This window comes from Sphingobacterium sp. xlx-96 (genome assembly GCF_011007365.1).
Lineage (GTDB): Bacteria > Bacteroidota > Bacteroidia > Sphingobacteriales > Sphingobacteriaceae > Sphingobacterium > Sphingobacterium luzhongxinii.
This window is the reverse complement of sequence record NZ_WFKM01000012.1, coordinates 26,818-41,148: the sequence shown is the minus strand read 5'-3', so window position 1 is coordinate 41,148 and position 14,331 is coordinate 26,818. Positions and strand designations below refer to the sequence as shown.

The following is a 14,331-nucleotide window of genomic DNA, read 5'->3' as shown; positions in this document are numbered from 1 at the left end:
TATCGAATGAAGAAGTTTCTGGTTTGTTTCGTTCTGAATCTGTTTATGGTGTATTGTGGAGCACAGATTATTGATTCCACTATAGATAGCTCAAATTTTGTAAAAGAAGAATTGTCCGGAACGGAGGTCCAGCAATGGCAAGGACTGCTAAATCAATGGTCTGGAGAAGTGGACAGCGTGAAGCGTAGACTATCCTGGACAAAGAACCTATCGGATACTTTATTTATAGACAGTGCACTGCACTTTCTATCTGACATGCAGAGACCCCTAAAAGATTTAGGGCAGATGCTGCACGAAGCTCGTTTGAAGGAGGAAATCATACGGAAGAAGCAGAATTCCAATGATACGATAGGATTGGTTGAATTAGCAATCAGTGATTCTCTTAAAGTACAGATCCCCAATTTGTCCGATTCACTTCTCCGTATGGAGACACGATTGGAACGACTGCATCAAGAGGTGGAATATCTTCAAGAATCTACCCTCAGACGGAGAGAGGAGCTGCTAGCGATGCAAGTAGTAAATAAAAGTCGTTCCTCCGGACAGCACATTTTGAAGACGATGGAAAAAAATTGGATTAAGGACGGGGCTTCATTAACCTATTTTGATATGCCTTCCTGGAGTAACCGCCTATTTGTCCTATTAATAAGCTTCTTTTACTTTTACTGGATATTTAAAATAGGAAGAAGAGCCCCTGAGAATCCAGAAGAATTGCCCATCCATAAGAATGATCCCATATGGATACCCATCCTAAAATCGTTGATTTTATTTTTGATATTACTACCCTTTACGAACTTGATGCTGCCAGTTGTTGTATTGGAAGTTAGTTATCTCCTTATATTTATCTTTCTATGTCTGATTCTTTACCAGGAGCTCTCCGTTTTAAAGAAGAGAATCTTACTCTTTACGTTTGTGTATTACGCTGCAATAGTGTTTAGCAATCTAATGTTGTCCGAATCCGATTGGACCAAAGTAAGTGCCGGTATTGCAAATTTAGCTGGAATTTATTTATTGTGGAGTTTTGGGAAACGTACAGATCTGGATAATCCTATCGGCTATCTGCACAAATACGCACGCATTGCGATCGCTTTAGGTCATTTTCTAGCCATCATATTACTCTTGGCGGGTTATTTAAATATAGCTCGCATGTGGAGTTTGGTAGCAGGTATTGGATTGTTACAAGGACTATCATTGCAGGCTTTTAGAGACATGTTGCTCCATGATCTGCAAAAGCAGTACGACTTATCAGGTAGGGAATCCTGGTTTAGACGATTTGACGCACGTCAAATGCGTGCTACAGCTGATCGCATCATTCGCTTCTGCTGTGCACTCTTAGTCGTATTGGTCTTGCTCAATGGGTTACATCTCACCCGCGAAGCATCAGTTATATTTGATAAGCTTTTTAACAGTGCACATAAATTGGGGAATATTACTTTTTCCTATGGTAATTTATTGCTGGCTGTTGTAGTCATCGTAGTAGCTAATTGGCTGCAAAAGACGCTTAAGAAGATAGTTGATATCCCGAATGGAAAAGAGCAGCACAGCAAAAAGATGGCTCTTTTTCCAATTTTTAGGCTGTTGATCGTGGTGGTTGGCTTTTTAATCGGAATAAGCATTCTAGGACTGGGCATTGATAAGTTGACTGTCATTATTGGCGCGCTGAGTGTAGGGATAGGATTGGGACTTCAAAATATCATCAACAACTTTGTATCGGGTATTATACTTGTGTTTGAAAAGCCTTTCAAAATTGGAGATTATGTAGAGCTGGCGGATAAAAAAGGTCAGGTCTTGGAAATAGGTATTCGTTCGAGTACGCTTTTGACGGATCAAGGAGCTCGTGTCATTATCCCAAATGGGGATTTACTTTCCGGCAGGTTGGTCAATTGGACATTTTCCGACTCCGATATACGTGTGAATATGCAGTTATCCGTAGAAAAAGGGATCGAATTGGAAGAATGGAAAAGATGGCTGAGAGAAGTTATAACTTCTTTTGACGAAGTGGATAAAAATATACCGATCAAAATTTGGACGCAATCGATGACCGCGGATAATTATCAGCTGTCGTTACAGGTCGGTGTAAGCAATGTTGGATTAATTGACCAGTTCAAAAGTCAATTTCTGGAATCTATCCAAAAAGAGATGGACGCCCGAGGTGTCAAAATAGCCTCTTCATAATCTATTTCTCTTTTTGTTATGAAGCTCGCCTCTATTTTTGAAACGCATAATGAAATAAAAAACTGCAATTATAAATACAATGCCAAGTAAAATGGATAAAAACATAACTTTTCTGATTTAACGATGTATCCATTGAACATGCGAGATCGAGAATAGTTGAGCGTCGTGTGTATGTATATCCTATTTCTTACTTAATAGGGAAGTTTATGGTCACCGAGGTCCCTTCATTCAAAGCACTCTCTATCACTAGCGAACCACCCAGCATCTTTACCAATTGGTTCACCAATGTAAGCCCTATACCCGCGCCGGCGTATGCTGATGCATTCTTACCTTTATAAAACGCATTTTTTACCATACTTAATTCATCGGATGGTATACCTATACCATTATCAATTATTCGATATACTACTGTTTCGTCTTGTTGGTCGCTCGATATTCTAATTACAGGAGCTTCGCCTCCGCTAAATTTAACAGAGTTATCTATAATATTGGAAAAAATCTGTTTTAACGTACTTTTTTCACCATAGATAGGGGTTAACTCACTGACTTCTAGCTTACAATTTAGATTGTTATTGATCCTTTTGCTGTCCTCGAACAATTTAATTATCATCGGATGTATAGCGATCTGTTCTTTTTTGATGGAAGTATGTTTGGATCGCATAAAAGCGACCGTTTTATTGATTAGACTTTCCATGCTTTCCAAGCCTGCTTGTATATTTGAAATGCATTCATTTTGAACTTCTCTCGATATATCAGGTTTTCTTAGCAATAATTGCGTACTTAGTTTGGCAACCGATAAAGGGTTTTTAAGATCGTGAGAGAGGGTGTATGTGATCATTTCCAGTTCATTATTCGTAGTGATCAACATCTGGTTGATTAGTGCTTCTTCCTTGGCTGCTAAGAGCACCGTTTTCGTAATCATTTTGTCAAGACTCCGGATAAAAGAGAGATCTCCTTCATCCCAAAATGGTGCGGTATCCACTATTTCTGTTTCTTTTAGGTGAAAGCCCCATTTACTTTTCACCTGGTTATCGCCATCCAGAGGTTCGCATATTTCCATCAGCGCAGTTTTGCTTTCATTTCTAAACCATAGTATGACGTGCTCTTGGTCATTGGCAACCTTTAGGGCAGCAACTCCGGCGATAGGTAGTGGCGCAGTAAAAAGATGTTTTCGTTTAAGTCTGAAATTGTTGTCTTTAAAAATCTTTTTATCGAGTTGTTTTATCAGATCGATAGTTTGATTGATTTGTATGTTAGAAGGGGTGCTACCGTATTTACGGATCACGCCATAATGATAAATAGCTACACCATCTGCTTTTGCTAGTTTTGATATACGCTCGATATGTTGTACTAAACAATAATTCAGCGATCGGCCATCCGTAACATGATCATCAAATTCCTTTTTTGTCTCCTTAATAATCTTATCAAATTCAATTCCTTTCTTCTGCAAAATCTCGTCGTGTCGTATCGAGGCATTTTGTACCAATAGTTGACAAAGCATCCTCTTTTGATAATCTATTTGCTTAGGACTTCGATGGAGACACACTACGATTCCCCATAGGCTTTTGTTTATTATTATAGGGATGGTGAAAGTCGATTTTGCAGCAGTTAAATTAGAGAATCTAGGTTGTTGGGGTAGCGGCAAGTATTCAAGGGGAATAGTCTGCACAGCCTCCTGACAAAAGATTATTTGCTGACGTCTCTGCATGTTAGGGATATACATCAGTTCGTTCTTTAAAAAGAACTCATATAGTTCCTGTGAGATAAAGCTCTTCGCAAATAGTTTCTCTAGGTATGCAAACTCTTTATCTGTCGTCGCTATTATCCGGCTTGTACGATCTTCAAAAATCTGCGCCACGAGTACGTTATCGGATTCTGTTATATGTTGTATATTTTCCAATAGTTGACACCATATGGAGGACTGTGTGTCCGTATCAACCGTTGTGAAGTCATTCATTTCAGAAGAAAATATAATTTCGGATACCTTTTCTTCTATCCAGATGAATAACTGTTCCGCTGTTTTATGCACATGCAGATAGTAAGCCGTTATATCATCTTTTATAACAAAAGTTCTTCCACTAGGGCTGATTTTGGAAGGGTCACTTAATAGCGAAGACAGCTCGTGTAAAGACGAAAATCGGTGTTGAAGAAAAGCTTCGAGTTCACTACCTATCACATGATTTACATCTATTCCAATAGGCAATAAGTTTTCACTAACAGCTATTATTTTTTTTGTAATATCAGCTATTATAAACTGCCCATGCGCTTTCACCGCAATTGGATGTAAAGAATTTGAACTCATCGAGTTTTTTTCAGTCATGTGATAGATGTGTAGTTTGGATGTAAGGTAGACCTATTTTATGGCAATACCAAATAGATCTCCCTTGTCATTTTTTTTGTAGGGCGCTAGTTCAACCTCGAATCAAAGCGAAAAAAATAATCTAAGAATTAGGAAGGTTAGAAATGATGAGCCCTATTCAGCGATTATTGATTGGTGTCCAAGGAGTCACCATCCTCTTTGAGCGTGTGTAAGCTGGCATCCTTTTGGTCGCCTTCATAAGGCGTTGCGATGTCCTCATCTTCTATTTCTTTATTATCTGCATCATTTTCTGGAGGCACACCTCGTTCTTCCTGCAGTGGATCAGCATCGACAAGATCCGAATCACGTAAACTTTTAGATGGATTATCCCGATATACATCATCGGCACCACCTATAACCGGATCCTTATTAGTATCTTGACTATCGTCCACATATTCCTCGTCGTCATTCGCAGATGGATAGTCCTCATCGCGCTTTACGGGTATTACACTGAATACGATGAGCCCTAGGCTATATCTCGTAATTGATGTATCTATATTTCTCATCGTTTATGGTTTTAATCCTGTCAATATTCCCACTAACGCTCAAGAGGGATAAAGGTTGTGTTTTTAAATGAAAATTGTTTTAAACGTTTTCTGGTTGTTACTGTTCTATGAGCAAACAATCTATTTGAAGCCATGGTATTATAGCATTGGCTACTATCGTTGTTCTTGTTATCCATAGCTGGATTAATAGTAGGTGGTGTTTCTTTAAAGAAACACCACTTTTTTTAATCTTCATGATTATCAACTTTGTTGGGATTGGGGGGCAGGGGATTGGTATCTTTCTCAGGACGCTTACCGGTATCGCTTTCTACTTCCGTTTTGGTGTTACGATCTTTGTACTCCTTTTCCTTCTCCTGCTGTACTTTGGTGGTTTTTTGCTTTTTCATATTGAAATTGTTTAATATATATTAATGGGTATTTCCTAAACCTTCAATCAAGGCCTTCCATTGGGGAAACGAAGCCCCCATCTTGGCACCTAGGCCTACCATAAAATTCCTGAAATTGTCCATCAATGAACTGTTGTCTGTATTGATCACTTCATTCCGCCCTGCGTAGTGCAAAAAGATGTGTTTGTTCTTTTGTTCAATCAGAATCGAAGAGGTAGCCAAGCGCTTAAAGAAATGTGCTGTGTCGGTATTTTCACTGGTAGGATCGTGGCTAGGCCTCAATGTAATACAGATCTTACGGTTATTAGGAGTAGATTCTTCATGGATGGACTCTACGCGTACCCAGTCATATCCCTCGGAAGACGGGAGCCCTGGTCCGGGTATATCTATTTGTATGTAATCGCCTTGTTGTACCAGACGATCGAGTTCCAGTCCGTATTCATCTTTTATTTTAAAGGTGGCAGATGGTGTTCCTGTGGTATCGTCCCAATGGTTGACATCCAATAGCCTGATCTTTGCCTTTTCAAAAAGCTGATTGGCTTCGGTGGCAGTGGAAAAATCTACGCTTTTAAAATAATCAAAGGCCTTGCCTTCGATCTGTTCTGGAATTTGTTCAGCCATAATTGTTTTGATTTTGTGTACGTAAGGGTTTAACAGTTCGATCTGCATCCGGTTGTGGTATAAAATACCCGATTTGGATATAAAGTACCCACTACACTAGGGATAAATACCTGTCTGTAGTCTACCCCTCAAGGGTATTAAAAACCTTCCGGACGGTCGATTGTTCAGCTGCTATACAATATGGATATGGCCAAGCTAACGACATACAACAAGAAGCGTGACTTCGACAATACCGATGAACCCAAGGGAACATCTTCGTCAAAAAAAAGTAGCAATGCGCGTAAACTGCGATTTGTGGTCCAGCGGCACCACGCATCACGGCTACACTACGATTTTCGACTTGAACTCGATGGCGTATTAAAGAGCTGGGCAGTACCCAAAGGCCCGTCCTTGTATCCCAAAGACAAACGATTGGCCATGCAGGTCGAAGACCATCCTATAGATTATGCTTCATTTGAAGGGAGCATACCCAAAGGGAATTACGGAGCAGGTACAGTTCATATTTTTGATTCGGGTTATTACGAGTTTTTGGAGGCGAGGGATGAAGGTGATTTTTTGAAGAATTGGCACAAGGGATCGTTGAAATTCAAACTGTTTGGACATATTTTACGAGGAGAATTTGCATTGGTACAGATGAAAGGCGATGAAGGGAAGGCTTGGCTGCTGATCAAGCATCAGGATCGATATGCAACAGATAGTCCGTACAACAGTGAGGACCAGATAGCAGATAGCGTCAAAGAGGCCGGTATCGCTTTCAAGGAACAGCCTCCTCCAAAACCGATGCTTACTAAGCTCGTCGATAAGCTCCCTGCCGGAGATGATTGGGTGTATGAAAAGAAATATGACGGTTTCCGGATAATAGCCGTGCGATCTCCAAACGGAGTATATCTTTATTCGCGTAGCGAAAAAAACATGAATCATTTATTTCCTTCTATCGTTCAGGAGCTAGCAGCGTTGGATAAGGAAGTATGCCTAGATGGCGAACTAGTGATAGAAGACAAGCAGGGACATCCTTATTTTCAACTTATCGCTAGTGGTGAACCCATTCCGAGCGCGTTGCAGCTCCGCTATTATGTATTTGATCTCCTGAGTTTGGAAAAAGAAGTGCTTACCGAATACACCTTGGCGCAACGTAAAGAACTACTGCTACTATTGTTTAAGCGCTTGAAGGGCCGCAAGCTGATTCAGCCTGTTGAGGAATTGAAAGGCGATACAGATACCTTACGGCAAAAAGCGGAACAGCAAAACTGGGAAGGGATTATTGCCAAAGAAAAAGAAAGCCGCTATCTCGAGGGGGTACGTAGCGGGCAGTGGGTAAAGTACAAATTAAGATATAGTCAAGAGGCCATTATCTGTGGCTATACCGAACCACAAGGTAGTAGATCGCATTTTGGAGCACTGGTGTTAGGTATGTATAAAGATAATGTGTTGACGTATATCGGCAATTGTGGGACGGGGTTTGATGACGCGTCATTGGAGAATATCTACAAGCGGATGAAGGATATAACAACCGATAAAAAGCCTTTTGCAAAAGGGGTAAAGGTGGCAAAAGAGAAGGAAGTGACCTGGTTGAAACCCGAGCTTATCGGCGAGATCTATTATTCCGAATGGACAGCAGATAGGCATTTACGGCATCCTGTTTTTAAGATGTTACGCACCGATAAGAAACCTCAGGAAATCGAATCCGAAGAATTATTACATATGGAAAATAAAGACGAAAGTATTACAATTGGCAGCAAAACAGTACAGCTTACCAATCTGGATAAGGTATACTGGCCACAGGACAATTATATTAAAGGACAGATGATCGCTTATTACGAAGAGATGGCAGACTATATATTACCGTATCTGAAGGATAAACCGATTTCTTTACATCGCTTTCCCAACGGTATCGATGCCGACAGTTTTTTTCAAAAAGATGTCGACCCGGATAAAATACCGGATTGGATAAACACAGTACCTATCCATGCCGAGAGTACAGGAAAGGAGATTGATTATATCGTCTGCAATGACAAGGCGACCTTATTGTACATAGCCAATCTAGGTTCTATTGAAATAAACCCGTGGCTCGCTACTTACAAGAAGCCAGAAAACCCAGATTTCGCAGTACTGGATTTAGATCCCAATGGCGCCGATTTTGAAGAGGTAATCCGCGTAGCACTGCTGGCGAAGGAGTATTTGGACAAGATGGGGGCGTCATCCTTTATAAAGACATCGGGATCCACAGGTTTACACATTTATCTAAATGTTGCTAAAAAGTATGATTACGATATTGTACGCGATTTTATTCAGCTATTGGCCGAGATGCTGCACGAGCGATGCGCGGATACAACCAGTATTGTACGCGATCCTAAAAAACGAAAAGGAATGATCTATCTTGACTTTCTGCAGAATAGAAGAGGGCAGACCATTGCTGCTCCGTATTCTTTAAGACCCAAGGAAGGAGCCACTGTCAGTGCACCACTCACTTGGGATGAAGTGCGACCAGGCCTAGATATCAAAACTTTTAATATCAAGAGCATGTTAAAGCGCGTGAAGGAAGTCAAGGATCCTTGGGCAGACATCTGGACCAAGCCCGTTGACATTAAAAAATCCTTGAAACGATTAAGCTAGACTGGCTTTAAGTTTTTCCAATAAGTCGGTTGACTTGGTGTGTTCGACATTGATTTTACGGATAGACGTATGCTTGCCTTTGGCCTTCTGTTTGATGATTTTAAGCAGCTCTGCGGTGTATTCATTTTTATAAGAAGAGATATCAAAGGCCTGCGAGTGTTGCTTTATCAATTGTAGGGCCATATCCATTTCTTCCTTTTTCATTTTTGTATCGGCGGGGAGCCGTAGTTCGTCAGGACTACGGATCTCTTCTTCAAAACGCAACTTGTTCAGCAATAATAGATTGCCGTGAGGCCTGACCAGAGCCAGATTTTCAACACTACGCATCACAAAAGAGCCCAATCCCGCTGTTTTACTTTTCTCGAGTGCTTTAAGCAGCAGCTGATAGGCTTTTTCGCCACCCTTTGCCGGCTCTAAATAATAGGGGGTTTCGAAATATATACTATCTATTTCTTCTATTTTGACAAAGGAATGCAAGTTTATCATTTTATTCTTCTCAGGACTGGCTTCCTCAAAGTCATTATCTTCCAACACGATATATTTGTCTTTTAGTAGATATCCTTTGACGATATTGTCCCAACTCACTTCCTTACCGGTATTTTCATTGACCCGTTTGTACTTGATATTGGATTGATCCTTGCGATCTAGCATATCCAGGTCTAGACTGCTGCTCTGCGTGGCGCTGTAGATCTTTATAGGGATATTGACCAAGCCAAAGCCGATCGCTCCTGTCCATATTGCTCTCATAATAAATCTCCTTCTTATTCTTCCTCATTAAACAAGTAAAAGGCGGATTAGTTTACCCTATCCGCCTCATCTCCTAAATCTTAATGCACCACTACATGTAGTGCGAAAACTGTTTTTGTAGACTTTTCCGTATCAAGAAGATGCGGGACTTGATCGTGCCTTCCGGCAGACCGTATAGTTCCGACAGTTCTTTGTATTTATACCCCTGCACGTGATATTCAAACATTTCTTTATGTTCTGTGGGTAGTTGTTTCAGTGCCTGTTCTACATCCTTTAGTACTAAGCTCTTTTCTACCGTATTCTCGGTAAATGGTTCATGGCAGCCTAGATCCTGTAGTTGCGACACCTTTTGATGTTCATAAAGGTGCCTATGTTTGCGATTCCGATAATGATTGATGTAGATGTTTTTCATAATAACAAACAACCAGGATATCACCCGTGGATTATGAAAAAACTGATCTACGTATTTTAATGCACGCATTAGTGTCTCCTGTACTAAGTCTTGAATGTCCTCAGGATCATTGGTAAACTTGTAGGCGAGACTTTTTAATACCGAACGGTATTCAACAAGCTGTAGGTTCAAATCTTTGTTTTCCATGTTGAAGTTATTTTAGATGTACCAAGCCTGTTACAAAAAATATGCGAGAAGCTTTAATTTTCACCAATTCAGGTATTCGTCGCCCGAGAAAGGATATATATACGTAAATCTGGTAAAAAATACGTTGGCCATTTAACTTATTTGGGCGTATAGCAGGTGTTTAACAGTGCAAATGCTGTTGTAAGTACGGTTTGTCCTCGAATGACAAGATAATGTTGAACAAATCACTTCGATAATTGTTACTTGTGAAAGTATATTAATGTAAATGAGTTGGTTATGAATATCGAGGTTTGGGCATTGTTGTTTTTATTTATTATTCCGATGCCGCGTTCAGAGGCGCAAAGTGATCCACGGGAATATGATGTACTCCGTACGATTGTATTTATGCGCACGGAGGGGTTGGGCATGATTGATCTTCTGCATTCCCACAGTCATAATAAAGAAATAAAAGCGCTATGTCTCCGCATGAAATCGTACTATACAGAGACCCAAGCGGGAGCTGTGGAATTGTGTAAGGGTAAAGATTTGCAGCTTTCCGAGAAGGATGTAGATGTACTGTTGGATCGGTTGAAAAAAGGTTTTGAGAACTACAACGTGGAGAGAGAAAGTGATTATCTGCAGTTGTTTGAAGAGCATATCAACAAAAGCATACAGCTCTATGCCGAGCTGGTCCAGGAACAGCGTTGGGAAGATATAACACATTTCTCCTTTACGGCACTCCCGGAGCTCTTTAACATGCAACAAGAGATCCGCAAAATAAAGAAGCGATTTTAAATAGGGATGCAATAATTAATACAAGGTAAGGGAGATCATGAGAGAAATGATTAGATGGAAGATAGGTTGCTCTGGATTTTACTATAAGAGTTGGAAGGAAACTTTTTATCCGTCTACACTACCGCAGCGAGAATGGTTTGATTATTATTGTCAACATTTTGATACGGTGGAATTGAACGTGACTTTTTATAGGTTTCCTAAATTATCATTTCTCCAGAATTGGTACAAGAAAAGTCCCGATCATTTCAGATTTACAGTCAAAGCTCCACGCTTAATTACCCATTATAAGAAATTTTCGGATAGTTCAACGCTATTGACAGAATTCTACAATGTAGTTCAGCAGGGATTGCAAGAGAAATTGCAATTTATACTATTTCAGCTTCCTCCGAGCGTGACTTATTCGCCGCAAATGCTAGCGCTCATTATTCGATCATTAGATACCAATTTCTTAAATGTACTGGAATTCAGACATCCCAGCTGGTGGAATACAGATGTTTATACGACACTGGGTGCTTCTAATATCATATTTTGCAGCATGAGCCATCCGAGTCTGCCATCAGATGTTATTGTCAATACATCTTGGATATATTATCGCATGCATGGAGACACTAAGTTGTATGGATCAGATTATTCTGAAAGGCAGTTGAAAAAACTTGCTACAGATATCGAAGCCAATGGTCAGGTTAAGGAGGCCTATATCTATTTCAATAACGATATGGAGGGCCACGCAGTGCAGAATGCGAAAGCACTGAAGCAGATTACCTCTACTAGATAATATCAAAAAAACGTTAATTCTTAATTTACATAACCCGTAAAAGCGTATGAATGCTAATGATCATCTTGCAAACGAGCGAACATTTTTATCTTGGATAAGGACTAGTCTTGGGATTATGGGCTTTGGTTTTGTGGTCGTAAAGTTTTCGTTATTTATGACCCAGATCACGACGATGTTAAATCCTCAGGCAAATGCCACCGAATCACATGGTTACTCAGGGATAGTCGGAACAAGTATTGTTGTTATTGGTTCTATAACAGCGCTTTTAGCCTATTTAAAATATCGTAGGATTGGTAAGCAAATAGAAGCTGGTGAGTATAAACCAGGCTCGTCTATCATCAGTATCGTAGCGATTTTGATGGTTACAATAGGCTTTATTTTGAGTTGGTATTTAATAGATAGCTTTTAAGCAGCGGTCTTCTCCAAAAAGCGATAGCAAAAAGGACTGTTTATCTTTTACAGACAAGCACCGTAATCAGTCGTATTAATACGGTAGAGGGGGAGGATAACTACCCCTTTTTTATTCGAATACAACCTTTCCTGCGCTCGCCTGTACATAAGGCAGTTACCATATAAACTACATCTGCTATGAAACAAAACGACGAGAAGGTTTCGGACTCAAAAGAAGTTAAGACCTCCCAAGACAGCAATAAAGATGGAGCATTAACTACCAATCAGGGGTTGCATATCAAAGATGATTTCAATACGCTCCGCGCTGGTAGTAGAGGTCCAAGTCTGCTTGAGGATTTCCTATTTAGAGAGAAGATTTTTCATTTCGATCACGAACGTATTCCTGAAAGGGTGGTCCATGCTAGGGGAGCGGGAGCACACGGTGTTTTTAAACTGCATACGCCTATCCCAGAGTTTACACAGGCCGGATTCCTCACCGACGCCAATAAAGAAACAGAAGTATTTGTGCGTTTTTCCACTGTGGTAGGATCCCGCGGATCTACTGATCTGGCTAGGGATGTCAGAGGTTTCGCAATCAAATTCTATACAGATGAAGGGATTTTTGACTTGGTTGGGAATAACATGCCTGTATTTTTCATTCAGGATGCTATCAATTTTCCGGATCTAGTACACTCGCTAAAACCCGAGCAACGAAATGAGATTCCGCAAGCTGCCTCGGCACATAATACCTTCTGGGATTTTGCTTCTCTCATGCCCGAGACGGCGCACATGGTCATGTGGCTTATGTCAGATCGGGCTATTCCACGCAGTTACCGGATGATGCAGGGCTTTGGCGTAAACACTTTTAAATTAATTAACGCACAGAAGGAATCCGTATTTGTTAAATTTCATTTCAGACCTCAGCTAGGAGTACATTCAGTCGTATGGGATGAAGCGCAGAAGATAAGTGGCAAGAATCCTGATTTTCACCGCGAGGATCTATGGGATGCTATTGAAGCTGGAAATTACCCGACATGGGATTTCGGAGTTCAGGTTATTACAGCAGAACAAGAAGCAGCATTAGAATTCGATATATTGGACGCAACGAAGGTTATTCCCGAAGAAATGATCCCTATCCAATACATCGCTACGCTGGAATTAAACAAAAATCCGGATAATTTCTTTGCAGAAACAGAACAAGCCGCTTTCCATCCTGGACATTTGGTACCTGGAATAGATTTTTCAGACGATCCCTTGTTGCAAGGACGATTATTTTCATACTTAGATACACAGCTGAGCCGCTTGGGCTCGCCAAACTTCCACGAATTGCCCATCAATAGACCCAAAAATACCATTCAAAATTTTAGGCGTGACGGGATGATGCGGCATGAGGTACCACAAGAGGCAGCCAATTACAATCCGCACTCTACGCCGGGAAGTGGTTGCCCTTATCTATCCGCCATGATGCAGGGAGAGACCACCTTTGAAAGCGATACGGCTATTACGGGAGGTGACAAAGTGCGAAGACGAAGTGAAACCTTTGCCGATCACTTTACACAAGCTCGGATGTTTTATCACAGTCAGACCGATATTGGTAAAAAGCATATTCAGGATGCTTTTAGTTTTGAACTGGGTAAGGTAACGCGAGAAGAAGTTCGGCAAAGATATATGGGTATTTTGGTCGTGATCGATACCAACCTTGCACAGATAGTTGCGGATCGGTTGGGAGTCTTAGTGCCACAGGGTTTATCGGATGAGACCTTACAGACTGCAGCCCAGATTTTCGAGAATTACCCCATATTGCCCAATTACGATGAAGAAAACGTATTTCCTTCGCTCAGCGTAGAGTATCATTGTACTTATAATTCTATCAAGACGCGTAAAGTAGCAGCCCTCGCTGCGGAAGGTTTTGACTTTGACGAATTTCAACAGGTAAAAATGCGTTTAGAAAAGGAGGGAGCCGAGCTGTTTCTGATAGCAAGCAAATTTGGTGAGCTACAGGCTGAGGCAGGTCAAACTGTAAAAGTAGATTACACTTTTTTAACCATGGATTCGGTATTGTTTGATGCGATCTATATCGTAGGTGGCAAGGAAAGTAGGTCCCGTCTATACCTTAACATCGCAGCTCAGGGCTATATTGATGATGCTTTTAAACATAATAAGGCTATTGCCTTTGGGCATCGAAGTACAGAAGAGTATGATCCGATGTACATGACCTTGGCCGACGGGGATACAGGCGTGATTTTATTAGAGGAAGAAGGCGATATCGACACCTTTATACAGTCTATTGCTATGCATCGCAATTGGAACCGAGAACTCCGCCAAGATCAAATGTTGTAAGCCTACCCATCGAAAAATCATATGCTATCAATTTTTTAAACTTCAAAATA

The 14,331-nt window shown here is 40.7% G+C and carries 12 protein-coding genes; 6 read left to right on the top strand and 6 right to left on the bottom strand.

The window, feature by feature from the left end:
- Window positions 1-6: 6 nt before the first annotated feature.
- Window positions 7-2,172 (top strand): mechanosensitive ion channel family protein, encoded by a 2,166-nt coding sequence (locus G7B20_RS15350; RefSeq protein ID WP_164112305.1) that lies wholly within the window; start codon window positions 7-9, stop codon window positions 2,170-2,172.
- A 187-nt stretch (window positions 2,173-2,359) separates the two neighbouring features.
- Here the strand turns inward: G7B20_RS15350 and G7B20_RS15345 are convergent, their stop codons facing one another.
- The 4 genes from G7B20_RS15345 to G7B20_RS15330 form a co-directional block, all read right to left on the bottom strand.
- A complete protein-coding gene (locus G7B20_RS15345; protein ID WP_164112304.1) occupies window positions 2,360-4,492 on the bottom strand; it encodes an ATP-binding protein in 2,133 nt (710 codons plus the stop codon).
- A 164-nt stretch (window positions 4,493-4,656) separates the two neighbouring features.
- Window positions 4,657-5,037: a hypothetical protein gene (locus G7B20_RS15340; protein WP_164112303.1), complete on the bottom strand. Its 381-nt coding sequence runs from the start codon at window positions 5,035-5,037 to the stop codon at window positions 4,657-4,659.
- Between the two features lie 224 nt (window positions 5,038-5,261).
- On the bottom strand, window positions 5,262-5,423 hold the full coding sequence (locus G7B20_RS15335; RefSeq protein WP_164112302.1) for a hypothetical protein: 162 nt from the start codon (window positions 5,421-5,423) through the stop codon (window positions 5,262-5,264).
- Between the two features lie 21 nt (window positions 5,424-5,444).
- Window positions 5,445-6,044: a hypothetical protein gene (locus G7B20_RS15330; protein WP_164112301.1), complete on the bottom strand. Its 600-nt coding sequence runs from the start codon at window positions 6,042-6,044 to the stop codon at window positions 5,445-5,447.
- Window positions 6,045-6,230: 186 nt separating this feature from the next.
- Between G7B20_RS15330 and ligD the strand changes: the two genes are divergently transcribed.
- Window positions 6,231-8,657, top strand: a complete 2,427-nt coding sequence (gene ligD / locus G7B20_RS15325; RefSeq protein WP_164112300.1) for a DNA ligase D — start codon at window positions 6,231-6,233, stop codon at window positions 8,655-8,657.
- Here ligD and G7B20_RS15320 read toward each other — a convergent pair.
- Together G7B20_RS15320 and G7B20_RS15315 are read right to left on the bottom strand one after the other, a co-directional pair.
- The gene (locus G7B20_RS15320) at window positions 8,649-9,404 is read right to left on the bottom strand and encodes a Ku protein (RefSeq protein ID WP_164112299.1); all 756 of its coding nucleotides are present in this window, start codon (window positions 9,402-9,404) and stop codon (window positions 8,649-8,651) included. The genes ligD and G7B20_RS15320 overlap by 9 nt on opposite strands.
- 91 nt (window positions 9,405-9,495) lie before the next feature.
- Complete coding sequence (locus G7B20_RS15315; protein ID WP_164112298.1) at window positions 9,496-10,002, bottom strand: RNA polymerase sigma factor; 507 nt, start codon at window positions 10,000-10,002, stop codon at window positions 9,496-9,498.
- A 276-nt stretch (window positions 10,003-10,278) separates the two neighbouring features.
- On the opposite strand from G7B20_RS15315, the gene G7B20_RS15310 reads away from it, so the two are divergent.
- The 4 genes from G7B20_RS15310 to G7B20_RS15295 all read left to right on the top strand — a co-directional run bounded on the left by G7B20_RS15310 (window position 10,279) and on the right by G7B20_RS15295 (window position 14,281).
- Window positions 10,279-10,776, top strand: coding sequence for a hypothetical protein (locus G7B20_RS15310; protein ID WP_164112297.1), 498 nt, complete (start codon window positions 10,279-10,281; stop codon window positions 10,774-10,776).
- A 37-nt stretch (window positions 10,777-10,813) separates the two neighbouring features.
- Window positions 10,814-11,551: a DUF72 domain-containing protein gene (locus G7B20_RS15305; protein ID WP_240466023.1), complete on the top strand. Its 738-nt coding sequence runs from the start codon at window positions 10,814-10,816 to the stop codon at window positions 11,549-11,551.
- 46 nt (window positions 11,552-11,597) lie between these two features.
- Window positions 11,598-11,960, top strand: a complete 363-nt coding sequence (locus G7B20_RS15300; RefSeq protein ID WP_164112296.1) for a YidH family protein — start codon at window positions 11,598-11,600, stop codon at window positions 11,958-11,960.
- A gap of 179 nt (window positions 11,961-12,139) precedes the next feature.
- Window positions 12,140-14,281, top strand: a complete 2,142-nt coding sequence (locus tag G7B20_RS15295) for a catalase (protein WP_164112295.1) — start codon at window positions 12,140-12,142, stop codon at window positions 14,279-14,281.
- The last annotated feature ends 50 nt before the right edge of the window (window positions 14,282-14,331 follow it).